Origin of the sequence: Cellulomonas algicola, assembly GCF_019024305.1 — a bacterium.
In the GTDB taxonomy this organism is placed as follows: domain Bacteria; phylum Actinomycetota; class Actinomycetes; order Actinomycetales; family Cellulomonadaceae; genus Cellulomonas; species Cellulomonas algicola.
The window spans coordinates 500131-520998 of sequence record NZ_JAHKSJ010000006.1 but is presented as its reverse complement, the minus strand read 5'-3'; the positions used below and the strand labels follow the sequence as shown (position 1 = coordinate 520998).

At 75.0% G+C, this 20868-nt stretch carries 16 protein-coding genes; 11 read left to right on the top strand and 5 right to left on the bottom strand.

Features of this window, described 5'->3' with window-relative positions; all coding sequences use genetic code 11:
* Window positions 1-19: 19 nt before the first annotated feature.
* On the bottom strand, window positions 20-1087 hold the full coding sequence (gene hisC, locus KOV94_RS06490) for a histidinol-phosphate transaminase (RefSeq protein ID WP_218051547.1): 1068 nt from the start codon (window positions 1085-1087) through the stop codon (window positions 20-22).
* Window positions 1088-1255: 168 nt separating this feature from the next.
* Window positions 1256-1792 (bottom strand): hypothetical protein, encoded by a 537-nt coding sequence (locus KOV94_RS06485; RefSeq protein ID WP_218051546.1) that lies wholly within the window; start codon window positions 1790-1792, stop codon window positions 1256-1258.
* 242 nt (window positions 1793-2034) lie between these two features.
* Here KOV94_RS06485 and pdhA point away from each other — a divergent pair, with 242 nt between their 5' ends.
* The 3 genes from pdhA to KOV94_RS06470 all read left to right on the top strand — a co-directional run bounded on the left by pdhA (window position 2035) and on the right by KOV94_RS06470 (window position 6069).
* On the top strand, window positions 2035-3195 hold the full coding sequence (gene pdhA, locus KOV94_RS06480) for a pyruvate dehydrogenase (acetyl-transferring) E1 component subunit alpha (protein ID WP_124342433.1): 1161 nt from the start codon (window positions 2035-2037) through the stop codon (window positions 3193-3195).
* Window positions 3192-4223 (top strand): alpha-ketoacid dehydrogenase subunit beta, encoded by a 1032-nt coding sequence (locus KOV94_RS06475; protein WP_235843397.1) that lies wholly within the window; start codon window positions 3192-3194, stop codon window positions 4221-4223. Before pdhA ends, KOV94_RS06475 begins: the two co-directional genes overlap by 4 nt.
* A 97-nt stretch (window positions 4224-4320) precedes the next feature.
* Window positions 4321-6069 carry a dihydrolipoamide acetyltransferase family protein gene (locus KOV94_RS06470; protein ID WP_218051545.1) on the top strand — a complete coding sequence of 583 codons (1749 nt, stop codon included), beginning with the start codon at window positions 4321-4323 and terminating at the stop codon, window positions 6067-6069.
* A 109-nt stretch (window positions 6070-6178) separates the two neighbouring features.
* On the opposite strand, the gene KOV94_RS06465 is transcribed toward KOV94_RS06470, so the two are convergent.
* From KOV94_RS06465 to KOV94_RS06455, 3 genes are all read right to left on the bottom strand, one after another.
* Entirely contained in the window at window positions 6179-6619 is a 441-nt protein-coding gene (locus KOV94_RS06465) for a hypothetical protein (protein WP_124344628.1), read from the bottom strand.
* Window positions 6620-6624: 5 nt separating this feature from the next.
* Window positions 6625-7137, bottom strand: a complete 513-nt coding sequence (locus KOV94_RS06460; protein ID WP_218051544.1) for a QcrA and Rieske domain-containing protein — start codon at window positions 7135-7137, stop codon at window positions 6625-6627.
* Between the two features lie 62 nt (window positions 7138-7199).
* The gene (locus KOV94_RS06455; protein WP_218051543.1) at window positions 7200-9026 is read right to left on the bottom strand and encodes an MDR family MFS transporter; all 1827 of its coding nucleotides are present in this window, start codon (window positions 9024-9026) and stop codon (window positions 7200-7202) included.
* A 257-nt stretch (window positions 9027-9283) separates the two neighbouring features.
* Between KOV94_RS06455 and KOV94_RS06450 the strand changes: the two genes are divergently transcribed.
* The 8 genes from KOV94_RS06450 to KOV94_RS20630 all read left to right on the top strand — a co-directional run bounded on the left by KOV94_RS06450 (window position 9284) and on the right by KOV94_RS20630 (window position 20820).
* On the top strand, window positions 9284-10012 hold the full coding sequence (locus KOV94_RS06450) for a hypothetical protein (RefSeq protein ID WP_218051542.1): 729 nt from the start codon (window positions 9284-9286) through the stop codon (window positions 10010-10012).
* Window positions 10013-10178: 166 nt separating this feature from the next.
* Window positions 10179-11039, top strand: coding sequence for a YcnI family protein (locus tag KOV94_RS06445; RefSeq protein ID WP_218051541.1), 861 nt, complete (start codon window positions 10179-10181; stop codon window positions 11037-11039).
* A gap of 8 nt (window positions 11040-11047) precedes the next feature.
* Window positions 11048-11890: a copper resistance CopC family protein gene (locus KOV94_RS06440; RefSeq protein ID WP_218051540.1), complete on the top strand. Its 843-nt coding sequence runs from the start codon at window positions 11048-11050 to the stop codon at window positions 11888-11890.
* Window positions 11891-11913: 23 nt separating this feature from the next.
* Window positions 11914-14349: a bifunctional copper resistance protein CopD/cytochrome c oxidase assembly protein gene (locus tag KOV94_RS06435; RefSeq protein WP_225916125.1), complete on the top strand. Its 2436-nt coding sequence runs from the start codon at window positions 11914-11916 to the stop codon at window positions 14347-14349.
* Window positions 14350-14604: 255 nt separating this feature from the next.
* Window positions 14605-16695, top strand: coding sequence for a PhoX family protein (locus tag KOV94_RS06430; protein WP_218051539.1), 2091 nt, complete (start codon window positions 14605-14607; stop codon window positions 16693-16695).
* 273 nt (window positions 16696-16968) lie between these two features.
* On the top strand, window positions 16969-18108 hold the full coding sequence (locus KOV94_RS06425; protein ID WP_218051538.1) for a type IV toxin-antitoxin system AbiEi family antitoxin domain-containing protein: 1140 nt from the start codon (window positions 16969-16971) through the stop codon (window positions 18106-18108).
* Window positions 18098-20326: a S9 family peptidase gene (locus tag KOV94_RS06420; protein ID WP_218051650.1), complete on the top strand. Its 2229-nt coding sequence runs from the start codon at window positions 18098-18100 to the stop codon at window positions 20324-20326. The genes KOV94_RS06425 and KOV94_RS06420 overlap by 11 nt, the downstream gene beginning before the upstream one ends.
* Before the next feature lie 161 nt (window positions 20327-20487).
* Window positions 20488-20820, top strand: a complete 333-nt coding sequence (locus KOV94_RS20630) for a DUF6458 family protein (RefSeq protein ID WP_225916124.1) — start codon at window positions 20488-20490, stop codon at window positions 20818-20820.
* Window positions 20821-20868: the final 48 nt, after the last annotated feature.

Genomic DNA, 20868 nt, shown 5'->3' with positions numbered 1-20868 from the left:
CGTCGTCTCCGGGCGGCGCTCAGCGGCGGTGGGCGTCCGCCGCGACCTCGAGGAACAGGTCCGTCGCCTCGGGCTCGCCGACGCTCACGCGGACGCCGTCGCCCGCGAACGGGCGGACGAGCACCCCCGCGCGCGTGCAGCGCTCCGCGAACGACGAGGCGTGGTCGCCGAGGGGCAGCCACACGAAGTTCGCCTGCGAGTCGGGGACCGTCCAGCCCTGCGCACGCAGCCCGTCGAGCATGCGCGTGCGCTCGGCGACGATCGCGTCGACGCGGTGCAGCAGCTCGTCACGGGCCCGCAGCGACGCGAGCGCGGCGAGCTGCGCGACGTGCGAGACGCCGAACGGCGTCGACGCCGCGCGGATCCCCGTCGCCAGGCGAGGGCGGGCCACCGCGAAGCCGACCCGCAGACCGGCCAGGCCGTAGGCCTTCGAGAACGTGCGCAGGAGGACGACGTTGGGGTGCTCCGCGAACACCGCGAGCCCGTCGGCGGCACGGTCGTCGCGGACGAACTCGACGTACGCCTCGTCGACGACCACGAGGACGTGCGACGGGACGGCCGCGAGGAAGCCCGCGAGCTCGTCGGCGTGCACCGCGGGGCCGGTCGGGTTGTTCGGCGTGCACACCAGCACGGCCTTGGTCCGGGGGGTCACGGCCTTGGCCATCGCCTCGAGGTCGAGTCGCCCGTCGGCACCGACGGGGACGCGCACGCCTTCCGCCCCGGCGAGCGAGACCGCGATCGGGTACGCCTCGAACGACCGCCACGGGAAGACGACCTCGTCGCCCGCCTCGCACACCGCGGTGAGCACGTGACCGAGCGCCGCGACCGAGCCGCAGCCGGTGACGACGTTCTCCGGGGCGACACCGAGCGACGTCGCGATCGCCTCGGCCAGCTCGGTCGCGTACATGTCCGGGTACCGGTTGACGTCGACGGCCGCGTCCGCGATCGCCGCGACGACGGACGGCAGCGGGGGGTACGGGTTCTCGTTCGACGACAGCTTGTACGCGGCCGCGCCGACGGGGGCGCGAGCCCCGGGGACGTACGGCGGGAGGTCGGCGAGGGCCTTGCGCAGCGGGACTCGGCTCACGGCTCCAGCATGCCACCGGGTCGCAGGCCACCCGACGCCGACGGGCCGGTCGGCGAGACGGCATGCAGGTGGGACGACGGTCGGGAAGGAGCGAGCGCGGGATCCGGGCAGGTGAGGGCGAGCGAGCGGGTCCCGGGATGAGGGCGAGCAGGCGGGACGGCGACCTCGTCAGGCGATGGAGCGGCGGCGGACCGAGGCGCGGACGGTCGGGCGGGCGGGCTGGGCGTGCGGCAGGGCGACGCGCGGCCGGCTCCGGAGCTCCTCGGGCGTCGGCGTGGGCAGGCGGTCCTGGAGGTGGGCGAGCACCTCCATGAGGTTCGCGATGTCCCCCTCGACCGAGTCGTCGTCGCTCTCCCCGGCAGGGATGCGCACGGTCACGCGGGCGGTGGGAGCTGAGGCATGTCCGGCGCGGGTGACGTCCCGTTCGACGTGGTCGGACGCCGGGGCGCCCGCCTCGGTGGGGGTCATGGCGGCGGGGTCGCCCGACCAGGGCGTCGCTGGGAGCGGTGCGTGCGTGACCGTCACGCCGAGCGCCGTCAGGAAGGCGGTCGCGCGGTGGACGGTGAGAGCTCGGTCCTCGAGCTCGAGGGCGGCCAGGGCGAGCCGCACGTCATGCTCGGACACCACGTGCCCGACCTCGGCCGTGCGGGAGGAGGGCGGCGGCGTGGTGGTGCCGCCGGTCGTGCCGGTCTCGTCGTCGCGCATCGTCGGGCCCCTTCCCGCGGTGGCGCTCACCGCCTCACCCCTGTCATCGGCTGGTCACGGGGGGTTCTGTGAGGACGCGACCGGCTGAAAACCGCCGAAGGGGTCTGTAGGGGTCCCACAACGCGTCCGGACGAGCCTTGTTCGTCGGGTTCGCGGGCAACCTACGCATGCGTAGCCTACGCTGACGTAGGTTCGAGCCAACGACCCGGACTGCCCGACCACGAGCGGCCACCGCCGCCGGCGTGAAGGAGAACCGCGTGAGCCAGACCAGCCCGCCGACCGACGACGGTCTCGTCCAGCTGCTGACTCCCACGGGTGAGCGCGTCCCGCACCCCGACCTCGACGCCCGCGTCGCGCACCTTGACGCCGACGGCCTGCGCGCGCTGTACCGCGACATGGTGCTCGTGCGCCGCTTCGACACCGAGGCGACGTCGCTGCAGCGTCAGGGTGAGCTCGCCCTCTTCGCGCAGGGCCTCGGTCAGGAGGCCGCGCAGATCGGCTCGGCGCACGCGATGAGCCCGCGCGACCACGTCTTCCCGAGCTACCGGGAGCACGGCGTCGCGCACGCCCGCGGCGTCGACCTCGCGCAGGTGCTGCGGCTGTTCCGCGGCATCGACCACGGCGGCTGGGACCCGGTCGCGCACGGCTTCCACCTGTACACGCTCGTCATCGGCTCGCACACGCTCCACGCGACGGGCTACGCGATGGGCCTGCAGCGCGACGGCCTGGTCGGCACGGGCGACCCGGACCGGGACGCGGCGGTCGTCGTCTACTTCGGCGACGGCGCGACGTCGCAGGGCGACGTCAACGAGGCGCTCGTCTTCGCCGCCGTCAACAACGCACCGGTCGTGTTCTTCTGCCAGAACAACCAGTGGGCGATCTCCGAGCCGACGACCAAGCAGGCGCGCGTGCCGCTCGCCGACCGTGGACCGGGCTTCGGCGTCCCGTCGGTGCGCGTCGACGGCAACGACGTCCTCGCGACCTACGCCGTCACCCAGCAGGCGCTCGAGCGCGCGCGCACCGGCGGCGGCCCGACGTTCGTCGAGGCGTTCACCTACCGCATGGGCGCGCACACCACGTCGGACGACCCGACGCGCTACCGGTCCAGCGCGGAGGAGGAGTACTGGCGCCGCCGCGACCCGATCGACCGCCTGCGGCTGCACCTCGAGCAGCTCGGTGAGCTGTCGGCGGAGTTCGTCGAGCAGGTCGCTGACGAGGCCGACGCGCTCGGCGAGCGCATCCGCACCGAGGTGCGGGCGATGGGACGCCCGTCGTCGGCGTCGATGTTCGAGCACGTCTACGCCACGCCGCACTCCGTCGTCGAGGGCGAGCGGGCCTGGTTCGAGCGGTACGAGGCGTCGTTCACGGACGCCGGCCAGTCGCGGGAAGGGAGCCACCGGTGAGCACGACCACGACCGAGGTGCGCGCGGCGGACGCCGGCACCCGCGGCACGCAGCGTCTGACGTTCGCGAAGGCCATCAACCTGGGCCTGCGACGCGCGCTCGAGAACGACCCCCGCGTGCTGCTCATGGGCGAGGACATCGGCAAGCTCGGCGGCGTCTTCCGCGTGACGGACGGCCTGCAGAAGGACTTCGGCGAGGACCGCGTCGTCGACACGCCGCTCGCGGAGTCCGGCATCGTCGGCACCGCGATCGGCCTGGCACTGCGTGGCTACCGCCCGGTGTGCGAGATCCAGTTCGACGGCTTCGTCTTCCCCGCGTTCGACCAGATCACGACGCAGCTGTCGAAGATGCACTACCGCTCGCAGGGCCGCCTGACGCTGCCCGTCGTCATCCGCATCCCGTACGGCGGGGGCATCGGCGCGGTCGAGCACCACTCCGAGTCGCCCGAGGTCCTGTTCGCGCACACCGCAGGCCTGCGCGTCGTCAGCCCGTCCAGCCCGGTCGAGGCGTACCGGATGATCCAGCAGTCGATCACGTCGCCCGACCCGGTGATCTTCTTCGAGCCCAAGGGCCGCTACTGGGAGAAGGGCGACGTCGACCTGGACGCGCCCGCCGACGGCCCGCTGCTCGACAAGGCGCGGATCGTGCGCGCGGGCACCGACGTCACCGTCGTGGCGTACGGGCCGACCGTGCAGACCGCGCTCAAGGCCGCCGAGGCCGCCGCCGCCGAGGGCACGAGCGTCGAGGTCGTCGACCTGCGCGCGCTGTCCCCGCTCGACACCGCGACCGTCGCCGAGTCGGTCCGCCGCACCGGCCGCTGCGTCGTCGTGCACGAGGCCCCCGTGCTGTACGGGACGGGCGGCGAGGTCGCGGCCCGCATCACCGAGGAGTGCTTCTACCACCTGCAGGCGCCGGTGCTGCGCGTCGGCGGGTTCCACGCGCCGTACCCGGTCGCGAAGGTCGAGCACGACTACCTGCCCGGTCTCGACCGGGTCCTGGACGCCGTCGAGCGCGCACTCGCGTTCTGACGGCTCTGCCCGCGCCGCTGCGTCGCCACCCCTGACGCGGCGGCGCGGGCTCACCCGACCCGCTCGCCGACCGCCCCCGTCCGAGGAGGACCCGCACGTGCCGACCTACCAGCAGTTCCCGCTGCCCGACGCGGGCGAGGGCCTGACCGAGGCCGAGATCGTCGCGTGGCACGTGGCGGTCGGGGACGCCGTCGAGGTCAACCAGACCATCGTCGAGATCGAGACGGCGAAGTCGCTCGTCGACCTGCCCAGCCCGTGGACGGGCGTCGTCTCGGCGATCCTCGTGGAACCCGGGCAGACGGTCGACGTCGGCACCCCGATCATCGAGATCGACACCGACCCGACGGGCGAGCCACCCGCGCCCGGTTCGGGGCGCGGCGGCGCGATCGAGCACGGGCACCGCGGCGGCGGCGACCGGCACGCGGGCGTCGAGCCGGGCGGTGCCGACGAGGTCGCGGCGGTGCGCGAGCAGGCCGAGGCGGCGCGACGTGCGGCGGAGCAGCAGGCGCGTGAGGAGCACGCCGCGGGACTCGACGGCGGCACGAGCGCGACGGGGAGCCGGACGGCGGCGGGGGTCGGCGCCGACGCGACCACGGCGCGCGCGGCGGCGGGCCTCGGCGGCACGCCTGCGGAGCGGACCTCGGCCGGGCTGGCGACGACCACAGCGGGCGCCGCCGGGACGGCCGGTACCGCGCACGCGAGTGCCGCGACGACGTCGGCAGCGGGTGGGGCCGGGACGGACGCGACGTCGACCGGTGAGGGCCGTCAGGCCGTGCTCGTCGGGTACGGCCTCGCGGACCCGGGTGCCACGCGTCGTCCCCGCGGCGGCGCGCCGACGGGAGCGGCGGCCTCGACGGCGGGCGGAGCGGGCACGGCGGCGACCGGGACGTCCGCGGGCGGTGCCGTCTCCCCGACCACGGGCGGCACGTCGCGGGCGTCGGCCCACGCGCTCGCCAAGCCCCCGGTGCGCAAGCTCGCCCGCGAGCTCGGCGTCGACCTCGACTCCGTGACGCCGACCGGCCCGGGCGGGATCGTCACGCGCGAGGACGTCCTCGCGCACGCCGCGCAGGCCGAGGCGCGCACGCTCGCGACGTACCCCGGCGACGACAAGCCGTGGCTCGCGAGCGGCACGGTCTCGCCCGACGGCCGCCAGACGCGCGTCCCCGTGAAGTCGGTGCGCAAGCGCACCGCCGAGGCGATGGTGACCAGCGCGTTCACCGCCCCGCACGTCACGGTCTTCCACACGGTCGACGTCACGCGCACGATGCGGCTCGTCGAGCGGCTCCGCGGGGAGAAGGAGTTCGCCGACGTGCGCGTCACGCCGCTGCTGATCGCGGCGAAGGCGCTCATGCTCGCGGTGCGCCGCCACCCGGAGATCAACGCGTCGTGGGACGACGCCGCGCAGGAGATCGTCTACAAGCACTACATCAACCTGGGCATCGCCGCCGCGACCCCCCGTGGGCTCGTCGTCCCGAACGTCAAGGACGCGCACCGCCTGAGCCTGCTGGAGCTCGCGCGCGGGCTCGGTGAGCTCACGGCCACCGCGCGCGCGGGTCGCACGTCGCCGTCGGACATGGCCGACGGGACCATCACGATCACCAACGTCGGCGTCTTCGGCATCGACACGGGCACGCCGATCCTCAACCCCGGCGAGGCCGGGATCCTCGCGTTCGGCGCGATCCGGCTCCAGCCGTGGGTGCACAAGGGCAAGGTCAAGCCGCGGCACGTCACGCAGCTCGCGCTGTCGTTCGACCACCGTCTCGTCGACGGCGAGCTCGGCGCGCGGGTGCTCGCCGACGTCGCGTCGGTGCTGGCCGACCCCGCGCAGGGACTCGTCTGGGGCTGACGGACGCACCTGGCGTGGAAGGTCCGTCACACCCGGCGCGACGGACCTTCCGCGCGAGCGACGACGAGGCCGGCGGACGTGCGGTGCCGGCCGGTGAACCGCCGGGTCGTCAGGTGGACGCGAGCGGCTGAGCGGTCGCGACCAGGCGTCGCTCGACGACGATCGCGACGATGCCGAGGACGATCGCCAGCGCCTCGGTGATCGCGGAGATCCACTCGTTCGTGCCCTCCCAGCGCGAGTGCACGCCGAACAGCCCGACGGTCGTCGCGACGACGAACGCGCCGAGCGTCGCGGCGCCGAACGCGATCGCGCCGAGCAGCGGCCACACGGACCGCCAGACGAGCAGCAGCACGCCGAGCACGAGGCCGGCGACGCCGTTGAGCAGGAACGCCTGGCCGACGACGTCGACGTTCTTCATGCCGTCGTTCCACAGGATCAGGTGGACGACGGCGGACGCGACCACGCACACGGCCAGCACGACGCGCAGGCCGAGCGCGATGGGGCGGCGACCCGCGACCGTGCGCGGGGTGCCGGTGGTGGGAGCGGTCATGGCGGTCACGCCTTCCCGGGCAGCACGGCGCCGTCGGCGACGTGCACCTCGACAGGGGGGAGCGGCTCGGGTGCCGGGCCGGACACGTTCGTGCCGGTCAGGTCGAACACCGAGCCGTGGCAGGGGCAGCTGAGCTCGTCGCCGTCGACGACGACCGTGCAGCCCTGGTGGGTGCAGACCGCGGACAGGGCCACGACGGTCCCGGCCTCGGGCTGCACGAGGAGGATCGGCTTGCCGTCGGCGCCGGTCGCGGAGATCGCGCCGCCCACGGGGATGTCGGAGACCTGCGCGAGCGCGCCGTCGGCCGCGGGTGTCGACCCGCCGCCACCACCGCCCCCTGACCCGCCGTCGCCGGACCCGCCCGACGAGCAGGCGGCGAGCACGCCCGCGGCGGCGACGCCCATCGTCACGAGACCGGCGCGCTGCAGCACCTGCCTGCGGTCGAGGCATCCGCCGCACGCGTGCGCGGCGGCGGGGGCGTCGGTGGAGAGGGCGGGGGACTCCTGGATCTGCGGCATCGCGGCCTCCGGTGCTGGGCTCCGTCGTGTCACCGGTTCAACGGTGGCACGGGTCGGGAGGTTCAGCGTTCCGGCAGGTCGGTGTGCGCACCGGGTGCGGCGGCGGCCTCGCGGCGGGCCGCGTCGGCGTCCGCGACGGTCGCGGTGACCCCGCCGATCGCCGTGACGGGGCCGCCCGCGGTGCGCGGCGTCTCGACGTCCGGGTCGGCGGCGGGCGGCGAGGTGCCCTCGCTCTCGGCCAGGCGCCCCTCGATGCCGGACACGGTCCGCAGCGGCAGCTCGGGCAGCAGGATGGTCAGGACCACGCCGACGACCATGATGCAGGCGGCGATCAGCAGCACCAGGTCGACGGACTGCGCGAAGCCCTCGAGGAACGGCTGCGCGAGCCGTGGGTCGAGCGAGCCGATGAACGACGAGTCGTCGAGCGACGGCAGCGACCCGCTGCCCTGGATCGCGTCGGCCACCGCGGCGTTCGCGGGGTTGCTCAGCACGGCACGGTCGGTGAGCGCGGCCTGGAGCTCGGGCGTCGGGAGCAGGCGGGCGAACGCGTCGCGGATGTTGCCGCCGACCGTCGAGAACAGGATCGACAGGAAGACGGCCGTCCCGAGCGTGCCGCCCATCTGCCGGAAGAACAGCGACGACGACGTCGCGACGCCCATGTCGCGGATCGCGACCGCGTTCTGCACCGCGAGCACGAGCGGCTGCATCGTCAGGCCCAGGCCCAGGCCGAACACGACCGACGCCGCGAAGATCTGCCAGAACGGCGTCTCGACCGCGAGCCGCGAGAACAGCAGCGCGCCGACGACCATGAGCATCGTCCCGATGACGGGGAACACCTTGTACCGTCCGGTCCGGGCGGTCGTCTGACCGGCGATGACGGACCCCGACATGATCCCGACGGTGAACGGGATGAGCGTGAGGCCGGCCTCGGTCGGCGTCTGGCCGCGGACGATCTGCAGGTACAGCGGCAGCGTCGCGAGCCCGCCGAACATGCCGAGGCCGATGACGACGTTGGCGGCCGCGCCCACGCCGAACGTCCGGTTGCGGAACAGGTAGAGCGGGAGGATCGCGTCCTGCCGGGCGCGCCGCTCCGCGAGCCAGAACAGCAGCAGCCCGACGGCGCCCGTCACGTAGCAGCCGATCGAGCGCGTCGACGACCAGCCCCACTCGCGGCCCTGCTCGGCGACGACCAGCAACGGCACCAGCGCGACCACGAGCGCGAGCGCGCCCGGCCAGTCGATGCGGTGCTCGACCCGCTGCAGCGGCGGCAGGTGCAGCACCCGCCAGATCACCACGAACGCGAGGACGCCGATCGGCACGTTCACCAGGAACACCCACCGCCACCCGGTGATCCCCAGGATCTCGTCGGCGCCCGCGAAGAAGCCCCCGATGACCGGCCCGAGCACCGACGACGTGCCGAACACCGCGAGGAAGTACCCCTGGTAACGTGCGCGCTCCCGTGGCGCGACCAGGTCGCCGAGGATCGTGATGGCCAGCGCCATGAGACCGCCCGCGCCCAGCCCTTGCAGCCCGCGGAACATCGCGAGCTCGTACATCGACCCCGCGGTGCCGGACAGCAGCGAGCCCGTGACGAAAAGCCCGATCGCCAGCAGGTAGAACGGCTTGCGGCCGTAGATGTCGGAGAGCTTGCCGTACAACGGCGTCGAGATCGTCGCCGTGAGCAGGTACGCCGTCGTCACCCACGCCTGCAGCGACAGGCCGTGCAGGTCGTCGCCGATCGTGCGGATCGACGTCGCGACGATCGTCTGGTCGAGCGCCGCCAGGAACATGCCCAGCATGAGCCCGCCGAGGATCGTGCGGATCTCCCGGTGGGTCGGGGCGTGGAACGTGGTCGGCGGGGCGGTGGCCGTGGCGGCGTCTGCGGGCATCGGTCCTTCTCGACGGCGAGGTGCGAGGTGCGGGGGGACGGTGGAGCGGGCGATGCGGTGTCGCGGGGGCGAGCCGGCCCGACCTGACAGCGTGGCGGAGTGCGGCGGCGCGTGCGGCCGTTCGTCCCCAACACCGAGCATGCACCCGCGTGTTCCCCGTCACACCCGCGGGTGAGGGCGCGCGTCCCGCCTGGTCGCGGGCGCACGAAACTTTTCACGGGCTCGGGGTGCCGCACCCGCGCGGCTACCGTGACCGGATGCCCTCCGCGACGACGGGACCCTGGCGCCTGGTGCGCGCGGGCGTCGTCGCGTCCGTCGTCGTCGCGCTCGCCGGCCTGGCGCACGTCCTCGGTGGTGGCCGCCTTCCTGCGGGCGTCGTCCTCGTGGCGCTGACGTCGCTGGTGCTCGCGGTCTGCGTCGCGCTCGCGGGCCGTCGGCTCGGGGTCGTCGCGGTCACCGCGGTGCTCGGCGCCGGGCAGCTGGTGCTGCACCACGCGTTCACGGTCCTCTCCGCCACGGGATGTGCCGCGTCCGCCGGACCGGCCGCCGGCGTGGCCGACCCGCACGCCGCACACACCGCCGCGCAGCACACCGCGCACCTCGCCGCCCGGGCGACGGACCACGCCGCGCACCTCGCCGGTCAGGCGGCCGACCACGTGGCGCACGCCGGGCAGGCCGTCGGCACCCTCGCCTGCGCCGACCCGCACGGCGTCGCGACCCCGCTGCTCGGTGCGTCCGCGATGCTCGTGCTGCACGTCGTCGCGACGGTGCTCACCGCGCTCGTCGTCGCGGGCGGCGACCGCGCGCTGCACTGGCTGCTCGCCTGGCTGCGGCCCCGCGTCGTCGTGCCGGGCCCCGTCGCCGTGCCGGTCGGCGGGACGCTCGTCGGCCCCGTCGCCTCCGTCGCGCCCCTTCGCGCACCCTGGTCGCGCGCGCACCCGCGGCGCGGGCCACCCTCGGGCCCGCCCGCACCTCCCGCGCGCTGACGCGCCCACACCGACCTCCGACGTCTCGACGGAGCGGGGCTGGTCGTCGCGCGGGCTCCGCCGCCACCGCGTCACGGTCCCGCACCCGCCGGGTCGCCGTCGCGGCGTGCTGCGCCCACCACGACCACCCGCGGACCCCACGTCCGCGACGCCCCGAAGGATCCTCATGCCTCAGTACGCCCGCACGTCCGCCCACCTCGCCGCACCCGACCGTCCGTCCGACCCTCACGGCACGGGCGCGGCGCTCGGCGTCCCGGTCTCCGCGCGGCGCGGCCAGCGCTCCGCGGGAGCCGCCCGGCTGGCCGGGCGCGTCGCCGCCGTCGCGGCGCTCGGGCTCGGCGCCGCCGTGCTGCCCAGCGCCGCCGACGCGCACGTCCGCGTCATCCCCGAGAGCACCGTCGCGGGCGGCTGGAGCGCGCTGACGTTCCGGGTGCCGAACGAGTCGGCGACGGCCGTCACGACGCAGGTCGTCGTCGACCTCCCGACCGACACCCCGTTCCTGTACGTCTCCACCCGACCCGTCCCCGGCTGGACGGCGACGGTCGAGAAGGCGCCGCTCGACGCGCCCGTCGACAGCCACGGCACGACGATCACCGAGGCACCCGCGCGCGTCACCTGGACCGCGACGCCCGGCGCGGAGATCGGCGACGGGCAGTTCCAGGAGTTCGCGATCTCCGCGGGGCCGCTGCCCGAGGAGGTCGGCCTCGACCTCGTCCTGCCCGCGCACCAGTCGTACAGCGACGGCACCGTCGTGGACTGGGACGAGGTCGCCGGTGACGGCGGCGAGCCCGAGCACCCGGCGCCCGTCTTCACCACCACGGCCGCTCCCGGTGACGACGCGGCGGCAGCCGACGACGCGACCGCCGCACCCGTGGCCGACGTCGACGCGTCCGGCGCGGCCACCGGCACCGCGGACGAGCAGCCCGACACCGTCGCGCGCGTCCTCGGGGGCGTCGGGCTGCTCCTCGGGCTGGCGGCGCTCGTCGTGGCGGTCGTCACGTCCCGGCGACGCGGGGGCACGGCGTGAGGTGGGCGATGCTGGACGACATGCTCCGCACCGCCGCCCGTCGGGTCACGCCTCCGTCCCTGCACGCCCGCACCGAGGGCCGCGGTCCCCGGGGGCTGCGTCGGGCCGCGGGCTCGACGCTCGGGCGCGTCGTCGCCGTCGTCGGAGTCGTCGGGGCGCTCGCGCTGCTCGGCGCGCCGGCCGCGCAGGCGCACAACACCCTGCGGGCCAGCGACCCGGCCGACGGGGCGACGGTCGCCTTCGCACCGGACCGCGTGACCCTCACGTTCGACATGCCCGCGACGGCGATCGGGACGGAGGTCGTCGTGACCGCCGCCGACGGGCGCGTGGTGAGCGCGGGCGCGGCCGAGCTCGTCGACGCGACCGTCGCGCAGCCGCTCGCGGGCGAGCTGCCCGCGGGTGCGTACGCCGTGGCCTGGCGCGTCACGTCCGCCGACGGGCACCCCATCGAGGGGACGCTCGGCTTCACCGCGACCGCAGCGACGGTCGCGGGCACCGGGGGCGCGGCCGTCCCGGCGCCCGAGCCGACGGCGGACGACGCGTCGCCGTCACCGTCACCGGAGGCGAGCGAGAGCGCGTCCTCGGCACCCACCTCCGACCCGACCGCGTCGGCGGTCCCGGACGCCGACGACAGCGCCGACGAGCCCGCCGTCGCCGGGCCGCTGCTCATCGGCATCGGCGCGGTCCTCGTGATCGCGGGCGGCGTCGCGGCCTGGTACCTGCTGCGTCGCCGGCCCGACGACGCCGGCGGCCCTCGGGCCGGGACCGGTGCACCCGGCCCCGGCACGTCGGGCACCGGCACGCCCGGCACCGGCACGTCCGAGGGCGACCCGGCCGGGCCGACGGCCTGAGCAGCGCGACCTAGGCTGGAGAGATGACGACCCCGGTGCGCGGCGACGCGCGGACCCCCGGCTCGACCGGTGGGTCCGTCGCGTCGTCGCGCGCCGGCGGGGGAGCGTCGCCGCGTGCCGACCGCGGTGCCCGGTGGGCGGCGCTGCCCGCGGCCGTGCGGGTCGTCGTGCTCGTCGCGTCGGCGGTCGTGGCCGTCCTCGCGGGTGTCGCGTTCTCCGGTGCCGTCGCGCCGCGCGTCCTCGCCGACCCCGGCGCCGCCGTCCGCTGGGGGCTGCCCGTCGCGGAGACGCTCACCGAGCTCGCCGGGGCCGTCGCCCTCGGTGCGCTCGTCCTCGCGATCGGCGTCCTGCCGCGCCGCCAGCCCGTGCTCGCCGCCGACGCGCGCGCCACGCCCGGCCGCGCCGACGGTCGCGCCTACCCGCGCAGCCTCCTCGTCGCCGCGTGGGCCGGCGGCGTGTGGACCGTCGCGTCGCTCGTGCACCTCGTCCTCACCTACGCGAACGTCGCCGGGCGCCCCGTCGACTCCGCGCAGTTCGGGCAGGAGCTCGGCGTCTTCGTCACGCAGATCGACCTCGGCCGCACGCTGCTGCTCGTCACCACCGCGGCCGCCGTCGTCACCGCGCTGTCGCTCGTCGTCGCCACGCCCACCGGTGCCGCGTGGACGGCCGTCGTCGTGCTCGTCGCGCTCTACCAGCAGGCGCAGACCGGGCACGCCGCGGGGGCGTCCGGGCACGACCTCGCGACGTCGTCGATGGTCGTGCACCTCGTCGGGGCCGCGGTCTGGATCGGGGCGCTCGCCGCGCTCGCCGTCGTCGTCCGGTGGGTCGGCACCGACCTGTCCGCGTCCGTCGCGCGGTACTCGGTCATCGCCGGGTGGTGCTTCGTCGCCGTCGCCGTCTCGGGCCTGGTCAACGGCCTGCTGCGGACCGACGGCTGGTCCGACCTCACGACGACCTACGGGGTGCTGCTGCTCGCGAAGGTCGCGCTGTTCGGGGTGCTCGGGCTCCTCGGCCTCGCCCACCGGCGGGCCGTCATCCCGCGCCTGACCGGCGGTGCGGCGGTCGCGCCGCGCGTCGACGCGCTCTCGGGCGTCCCGGCGACGACGGGCTCGTCCGCCGCCGGTGCGTCGTCCGACGGGCCGGCGCCGACAGCGTCGCCGGCCGCCACCTCGACGTCCGGACTCGCGCGCGCCACCTCCTCGACCGCCTCGTCCGGCCGCCCCTCCTCGGCCGGCGGGTCGTCCGGCGCACGGGGCACGTCGGCCACCGCTGCTGCTCTGGTCGACGCCGCACGGCGCGCGAGCAGCGCGCTCTTCTGGCGGCTCGTGCTCGTCGAGCTCGCCGTCATGGGTGCCGTCTCGGGCGTCGCCGTCGCCCTCGGCTCGACCGCGCCGCCCGTGCCCGAGGAGCCGCCCGTCGACCCGTCGCCCGCGTACCGCCTCACCGGCCACCCGCTGCCGCCCGAGCCGACGACGCTCCGCTGGCTCACCGAGTGGCGCTGGGACCTGCTGCTCGCGTCCGCCGCCGTCGCGGGTCTCGTCGTCTACTGGCGGTGGGTGCTGCGGCTGCGTCGCCGCGGCGACACGTGGCCGTGGGCGCGCACCGCGTCGTGGACGGCGGGGATGCTGCTGTTCGGCTGGACGACGTCGGGCGGGCCTGCGCTCTACGGGCACGTGCTGTTCAGCGCGCACATGGTGCAGCACATGGTGCTCGCGATGGTGGTGCCGATCTTCCTCGCGCTGTCCGCGCCCGTGACGCTCGCGCTGCGCGCGCTGCCCGTCCGCTCGACGCGGCTGCGCGACGACGTCTCCCGCGGCCCGCGCGAGTGGATCCTCGTGCTGGTGCACAGCCGCGTCGGGTCGTTCCTCGCGCACCCCGTCGTCGCGGCCGTGAACTTCGTCGGCTCGATGATCGCCTTCTACTACACCGGCCTGTTCGAGTGGTCGCTGCGGTCCCCGGTCGGGCACCTCGCGATGGTCGTGCACTTCACGCTCGCCGGGTACCTGTTCGTCAACGCGCTCGTCGGGATCGACCCCGGCCCGCGGCGCCTCCCGTACCCGCAGCGGCTCCTGCTGCTGTTCGCGACGATGGCGTTCCACGCGTTCTTCGGCGTCGCGCTCGTCTCGGGGGAGACGCTCCTGGTCGCCGACTGGTTCGGGCTCATGGGCCGCCCGTGGGGGCCGAGCGCGCTCGCCGACCAGCAGATCGGCGGCGCGATCACGTGGGGCATCGGTGAGATCCCGACGCTCGCGCTCGCGATCGGCGTCGGGTTCGCGTGGGCGCGCGACGACGAGCGGACCGCGCGCCGTCGGGACCGGAAGGTCGACCGCGAGGGCGACGTCGAGCTCGACGAGTACAACGCGATGCTCGCGGGCCTCGCCGAGCGCGACGCCCACCAGGTCGACGCGCGCGCCGCCCGCCGCGCGGACGAGCGCGACGCGGGCACGCCCACCGCCTGACCGTCGACCCGACCGCCGGGCTGTCAGCACGCTCACCGCCACCACCGCACGTCCGGTCGGCGACCCGGGCGTCGTGACCGGTCGACGTCCAGTTCCGGTACCGAGACCCGGATCGCGGTGGTCGGGAGCCCAGCGGGTGAGGGCGGGAACGTTCGCCGGGTGTTCACCGGTCGCTCACCGGGCGGCGGTTCGTCGGGATCCTCCGGGTTGTTGGCTGTCGTCGCCCCCGCCCGACGCCCTCCGAGAGGCCCGCGCATGACGACCACCGACGACCGTCCCGGACCCACCCCCTCCCGCCGCGCGCTCCTGCCGTTCCTGCCGATGGCGGGGCACACGTCGGGCAAGCGCTCGCCCGTGACGTGCCACCTCAAGTGCGGGGACGCGTGCGCGCAGCCCGTCCCGAACACGACCGACAACCCGTACTTCCGCGACGTCGTCGACGCCGCGCTGAGCCGACGCGCCGTCCTCGCGGGCGCCGTCGTGGCCGGTGCGGCCGTCGCGATCGCGCCCGTCCTCGGCGACGCGACGCCGGCCGTCGCGCACGGCCCGGGCGGCGGCCCCCGCGGTCGTCTGGGGTTCACCCCGATCGCTCCGGTCCCCGCCGCGACCGACGCGTTCACCGTGCCCGCCGGGTACCAGTGGCGTCCGCTCGTGCGCTGGGGCGACCCGCTCCTGTCGTCGCGCGACCGGTTCGACCCCGCGACGGTCACGCCCGAGGTCGCGGAGCGCCTGTTCGGCTACAACTGCGACTACGTCGAGGTCCTCGAGGACCGCGACGGCCGCTCGGGTGTGCTCGTGGTCAACCACGAGTACACGAACGAGAACATCATGTTCCCGCCCGCGACGACGCCCGAGGAGCTCGACCGGCAGCGCCGCGTCGCGATGGCCTCGCACGGCCTGTCCGTCGTCGGCCTGTACCGCGAGCGCAAGGGCAAGCCGTGGACCTACAAGGTCGGCGCGCGCGCCAACCGGCGGATCACCGCGTCGACGCCGTTCACGTTCTCCGGCCCCGCAGCGGGTTCCGCGCTGCTGCGGACCGTCGCCGACCCGGCCGGCACCACGCCGCGCGGCACGCTCAACAACTGCGCGGGCGGCACGACCCCGTGGGGCACGGTCCTGTCGGGCGAGGAGAACGTCAACCAGTACTTCCGCACCGCGGGCACGTCGGCGGCCGACAAGCGGTACGGGTTCGCGGACAAGGCGACGACGCGCGGCTGGGAGGACGTGGACCCGCGCTTCGACGCGCGCAACCCCGGCTACGAGAACGAGCCGCACCGCTTCGGCTGGATCGTCGAGGTCGACCCCGAGGACCCGACCGCGCCACCCGTCAAGCACACCGCGCTCGGCCGGTTCAAGCACGAGGGTGCGAACGTCATCGTCGGGCGGTCCGGCCACGTCGCCGCGTACATGGGCGACGACGAGCGGTTCGACTACCTGTACAAGTTCGTCTCGAAGGACCGCTACCGGGAGGGCCGGCGGCACCGCGACGCGAACAAGCGCCTCCTCACCGCGGGCAACCTGTACGTCGCGCGGTTCCTCGGCGACTCGCCTGTCTCCGAGATCACCGGGACCGGCGCGCTGCCGTCCGACGGGGCGTTCGACGGGACGGGCCAGTGGATCCCGCTCGTGCTCGACGGGGTGTCGCAGGTGCCGGGCTTCACGACGGAGGAGGTCCTGGTCTTCACGCGGCTCGCGGCCGACGCCGTCGGCGCGACCAAGATGGACCGCCCCGAGGACGTCGAGCCCAACCCGGTGACGGGTCGCGTGTACGTGGCGTGCACCAACAACACCGACCGCGGCGCCGCCGGCAAGGAGGGGGCGACCGAGCCGAACCCGCGCGTCACGAACCGCAACGGGCACGTGGTCGAGCTGACCGAGTCGTCGAACGACCCGCGGTCCACGACGTTCGGCTGGAGCATCCTGCTGCTCTGCGGCGACCCCGCGACGACGACCGGGACGTACTTCGCGGGATTCCCGCCCGAGAAGGTGTCGCCGATCTCCTGCCCCGACAACGTCGCGTTCGACTCCTCGGGCAACCTGTGGATCTCGACCGACGGGCAGCCCGGCACCATCGGGTACTGCGACGGGCTGTTCAAGGTGCCGCTCGAGGGCCGTGAGCGCGGCCGCGTCCAGCAGTTCCTGGCCGTGCCGCGCGGCGCCGAGACCTGCGGCCCCGTGGTCCGCGACCGCGACGAGATGGTCTACGTCGCCGTCCAGCACCCGGGCGAGGACGGCACGTGGGCGGCCCAGCAGTCCTACTTCCCGGACTACGTCGCCCCCGGCTCCCTGTCCGCCGGCCGCTGGGGTGGCCCCCGCCCGTCGGTCGTCCAGGTCTACCGCCCCTGAGGCGCCGCCCCGCCCGCCCGGCCGGCGCCTGACAACCCCCGGCGGCCGGCCGGGCGGCCCTCCGGCCGCCGGCCTCCTCGCTCTCGGCAGCAGTCCGACCCGGGTCTGGGTACCGCAAAGGTGCACCTAGCGGTAACGAGACCCGGGTCCCGCGGGGTAGCGGCCGGTGGATCGCGGCATCGAGACGTGCACAGGCGTCAGGTGAGTCGTGCGCGTCCACAGGTCCGGTCGCAAAGCGAGACCCGCAGTGATCGGACGCGGTGAGGTCGGCGCATGCCAGCCAGGTGCGACGTCCCGCTGTCGCTGCTCACGCTCGCTCGGCGTCAGGGCGGGCTCGTCTCGGCCGCGCAGGCGTCGCTCGCAGGGATCGGCGGAAGCCGACGCTCGCGGCTCGTCTCATCGGGTCGATGGTCGCGCCGCGCGTGGTCGGTGTACGACGTCGAGCCCGGGCGCAGGCGTTCGCTCGACGAGCGACGTCAGGAGAGCGCGTGGCTCGGGCTCCTCGCCTTCGGTCCTGAGGCGATCGCGGTGGGTGGCGCGGCGCTCGTGCTGCATGGCGTCGCCGGACTGCCGGCGGTCGTCCGACCGGAGGTGGCGCTCCCGGGCGGACGTCATCTCCGCGATCGTGACGGCATCACCGTCCGATGCTTCGGTGACCCCCTTCCCTTCCCTGTCAGCAGGTACGGGGCGGGGAATGTCGCCCGGCTGCCATGGGCGCTCGCGCAGGCGGTCCCTCAGCTGGGCGCACGTCACGCCGTCGCCGTCCTCGACGACGTCCTGCGACGAGGGCTGCTGCCGGCGCACGGGTTGTCCGACGTGCGCCGACTGGTCGAGCGCCGACGAGGCGCAGCATCCGTGCGAGACGTCTGGGACCTCGTCGACCCGCGTGCCGAGTCACCGCTGGAGACCTTCGCCCGCGTGGACTGCATCGCTGCGGGACTGCCGCCGGACGACCTCCAGGTCGTCGTCCGCTCCGCGGACGGGACGTTCCTCGGCCGCGCGGATCTCGGCTGGCGTCTGCGGGACGGCGGGTGGCTTCTGGCCGAGATCGACGGCCGCGACGTGCACGAAGCGCCCGAGGCGCTCCTGCGCGACCGTCGTCGGCAGAACGCGCTGCTGGCGACGGGGCGGGTGCGCCTGCTGCGGTTCACGGCCGCCGACCTCGGCGCGTCCCGGGCTCTGGTCAGGACGGTGGCCGCATCGCTCGCATGCGACCGGCGACCCGGTCCTGGGTACCGCGTCGTCGGCGTTTCGGGTCACGAGCCCCGGGTCGACGACCACGTCGGTTCTGGGCGGACCGGCGACCCGGCGATGAGAACCGCTTCCGCGGCCGGTCCGGTCACCAGGACCGGGTCGATGGGAGAGCCTGGTCAGGTGGGCGTGATAGGACGGGGCGGTGACGATGACGACTGACAGCGGCGCCGGCGGCGGCGCGGACGAGACCCTGGACCAGCAGACGACCGGCGGCGGCGGCGGCCCGGCGGCCGGCGGCGGCGGTGGCGGACCGGCGGCCGGAGGCGCGGGGAGTGGTGACGCCGGGGACGGTGCGTCGGCGGCGACGCCGTTCCACGACCTCGACGCGTACGTCGGGATCCCGCGGGTGTCCGGGCTGGTGCTCTCGCCCGACGGGACGCGGCTGGTGACGGCCGTGGCGACGCTCGACGCCAAGCGGACCAAGTACGTGACCGCGCTGTGGGAGGTCGACCCGTCGGGCGAGAAGCCGGCCCGACGCCTGACCCGCAGCGCGAAGGGCGAGGCCAGCGCCGCGTTCACGGCGTCGGGCGACCTGCTGTTCACGAGCGCCCGGCCCGACCCGGACGCGAAAGACGGCGACGACGACCCGGTCCCGGCGCTGTGGCTGTTGCCCGCGGACTACGCGGAGGCCCGCGTGGTGGCGGACCGGGTGGCGGGTGTCGGCGGGGTGCGGACGGCGAAGGACGCGTCGGTCGTGCTGGTGAGCAGCGACGTGCTCCCCTCGGCGCCGGACGCGGAGACCGACGAGAAGCTGCGCAAAGCCCGCAAGGACAAGAAGATCGCGGCGATCCTGCACGACGCGTACCCGGTCCGGTACTGGGACCACGACCTGGGACCGGACGCGCCGCACCTGTTCACGGCGGACCTGTCCGCGGACGTCGTGACGCCGCTGGCGGGCGACCGCGACCCGCGGCTCACGCTGCGCGACGCGACGCCCGACGCGCGAGCGGCGCTCGTCGAGCAGTCGGCCGCGATCACGCCGGACGGCCGCACGGTCGTGACGGGGTGGACGCGGTACCTGGCGCGCGGCGACCAGCGCAGCGAGGTCGTCGCGATCGACGTGGCGAGCGGTGAGCGGCGCACGCTCGTGGCCGACGACGCCGCAGACGTGTACGGGCCGGTCGTGTCGCCCGACGGCCGCTGGGTCGTGTTCACGCGCGAGACGGTGTCGACGCCGCACCAGGCGCCCCACGTCTCCCTGCAGGTCGTGCCGCTGGCTGGCGGTGACGCGCGCCCGCTCGTCGACGGTTGGGACCGCTGGCCGCACGACCCGGTGTGGCTGCCGGGCTCGGACGCGCTGCTGGTGCTCGCGGACGACGACGGCCGCGGGCCGGTGTTCCGCGTGGACCTCGCGTCGGGCGCGGTGACGCGCGTGACGGCGGACGACGCGGTGTTCACCGACGTGCAGGTCAGCCCCGACGGGCGGACGGCGTACGCGCTGCGCTCGTCGTACGAGGCGCCCGCGCACCCGGTCCGCATCGACCTGGCGGCGGCGGCCGAGACGGGTGCGCCGGTCCTGGCCACGCCCCTCGTCGGGCCCGTCGCGACGCCGAGCGTCCCGGGCATGCTGACCGAGGTGGAGACCACGGTCGGCGACGGGCGACGCGTGCGCGCGTGGCTCGCGCTGCCCGACGGTGCGAGCGCCGACGCCCCGGCCCCGCTGCTGCTGTGGATCCACGGCGGCCCGCTGGGCTCGTGGAACACGTGGTCGTGGCGGTGGAACCCGTGGCTGCTGGTCGCGCAGGGGTACGCGGTGCTGCTGCCGGACCCGGCGCTGTCGACGGGCTACGGGCAGGACTTCATCCAGGCGGGGTGGGGCTCGTGGGGCGAGGCGCCGTTCACGGACCTCATGGCGATCACCGACGTCGCGGAGGCGCGCGACGACGTCGACGCGTCCCGCACGGCGGCGATGGGCGGCTCGTTCGGCGGCTACATGGCGAACTGGGTCGCCGGGCACACGGACCGGTTCCAGGCGATCGTCACGCACGCGAGCCTGTGGGCGCTGGACCAGTTCGGCCCGACGACGGACGCGGCGTACTACTGGGAGCGGGAGATGACCGCCGAGATGGCGCTCGACAACTCCCCGCACCGGTTCGTCGACAAGATCGTCACGCCCATGCTGGTCGTGCACGGCGACAAGGACTACCGGGTGCCGATCGGCGAGGGCCTGCGGCTCTGGTACGAGCTCGTGTCCCGATCGGGCCTCCCGGCGGACGACGAGGGCCGCACGCCGCACCGGTTCCTCTACTTCCCTGACGAGAACCACTGGATCCTCAGCCCGCAGCACGCGGTCGTCTGGTACCAGGTGGTCGAGGCGTTCCTCGCGCAGCACGTGCTGGGTCAGGCGGACGTGGCGTACCCGGACGTCCTGGGCTGACGGACGTGGCCGGATGACCTGACCGGGTGACGATGCCGCCTCCAGATGCGAGGTTCCACTACCCGCGCCAAACTCCTCTGTCAAGAGTCGAGCGCCGCCCAGTTCGACGAAGTTCGACGGGCGTCCCGAACGGGAGTTCGACGGGACGGAAGGAGCCACGCATGGGTATCGGAGGCGGCATCGCCCTGATCGTCATCGGCGCGATCCTCGCGTTCGGCGTGCGGGACAGCATCGACGCCATCGACCTGACGATGATCGGGTACATCTGCATCGGCGCGGGCGTGCTCGCGCTGATCCTGGCGCTCATCATCAACGCGCAGCGCAGCAACACCTCGCACCGTGAGGTCGTCGACCACCGCACGGTCGGGACGGCCCAGCCCGTCGCCCAGCCCGTGGTCCAGCAGCCGGTCCAGCCGGTGCAGCAGACCCCGGTGCAGCCGGTCCAGCAGCAGCAGCCCCCGCAGGCCCCCCCGGCGCCCCCCGCGGGCGCCTGACCCCGGCGGCTTCCCGCCCGGACAGCCACGACGCCCCGGTGACCCGAC

Bases quoted from the DNA above. Each gene is read 5' to 3' on its own strand.
- KOV94_RS06485 (WP_218051546.1), bottom strand. From the start codon at position 1,792: ATGCGCGACGACGAGACCGGCACGACCGGCGGCACCACCACGCCGCCG.
- KOV94_RS06465 (WP_124344628.1), bottom strand. From the start codon at position 6,619: ATGACCGCTCCCACCACCGGCACCCCGCGCACGGTCGCGGGTCGCCGC.
- KOV94_RS06460 (WP_218051544.1), bottom strand. From the start codon at position 7,137: ATGCCGCAGATCCAGGAGTCCCCCGCCCTCTCCACCGACGCCCCCGCC.
- KOV94_RS06455 (WP_218051543.1), bottom strand. From the start codon at position 9,026: ATGCCCGCAGACGCCGCCACGGCCACCGCCCCGCCGACCACGTTCCAC.
- KOV94_RS06450 (WP_218051542.1), top strand. From the start codon at position 9,284: ATGCCCTCCGCGACGACGGGACCCTGGCGCCTGGTGCGCGCGGGCGTC.
- KOV94_RS06445 (WP_218051541.1), top strand. From the start codon at position 10,179: ATGCCTCAGTACGCCCGCACGTCCGCCCACCTCGCCGCACCCGACCGT.
- KOV94_RS06440 (WP_218051540.1), top strand. From the start codon at position 11,048: ATGCTGGACGACATGCTCCGCACCGCCGCCCGTCGGGTCACGCCTCCG.
- KOV94_RS06435 (WP_225916125.1), top strand. From the start codon at position 11,914: ATGACGACCCCGGTGCGCGGCGACGCGCGGACCCCCGGCTCGACCGGT.
- KOV94_RS06430 (WP_218051539.1), top strand. From the start codon at position 14,605: ATGACGACCACCGACGACCGTCCCGGACCCACCCCCTCCCGCCGCGCG.
- KOV94_RS06425 (WP_218051538.1), top strand. From the start codon at position 16,969: ATGCCAGCCAGGTGCGACGTCCCGCTGTCGCTGCTCACGCTCGCTCGG.
- KOV94_RS06420 (WP_218051650.1), top strand. From the start codon at position 18,098: ATGACGACTGACAGCGGCGCCGGCGGCGGCGCGGACGAGACCCTGGAC.
- KOV94_RS20630 (WP_225916124.1), top strand. From the start codon at position 20,488: ATGGGTATCGGAGGCGGCATCGCCCTGATCGTCATCGGCGCGATCCTC.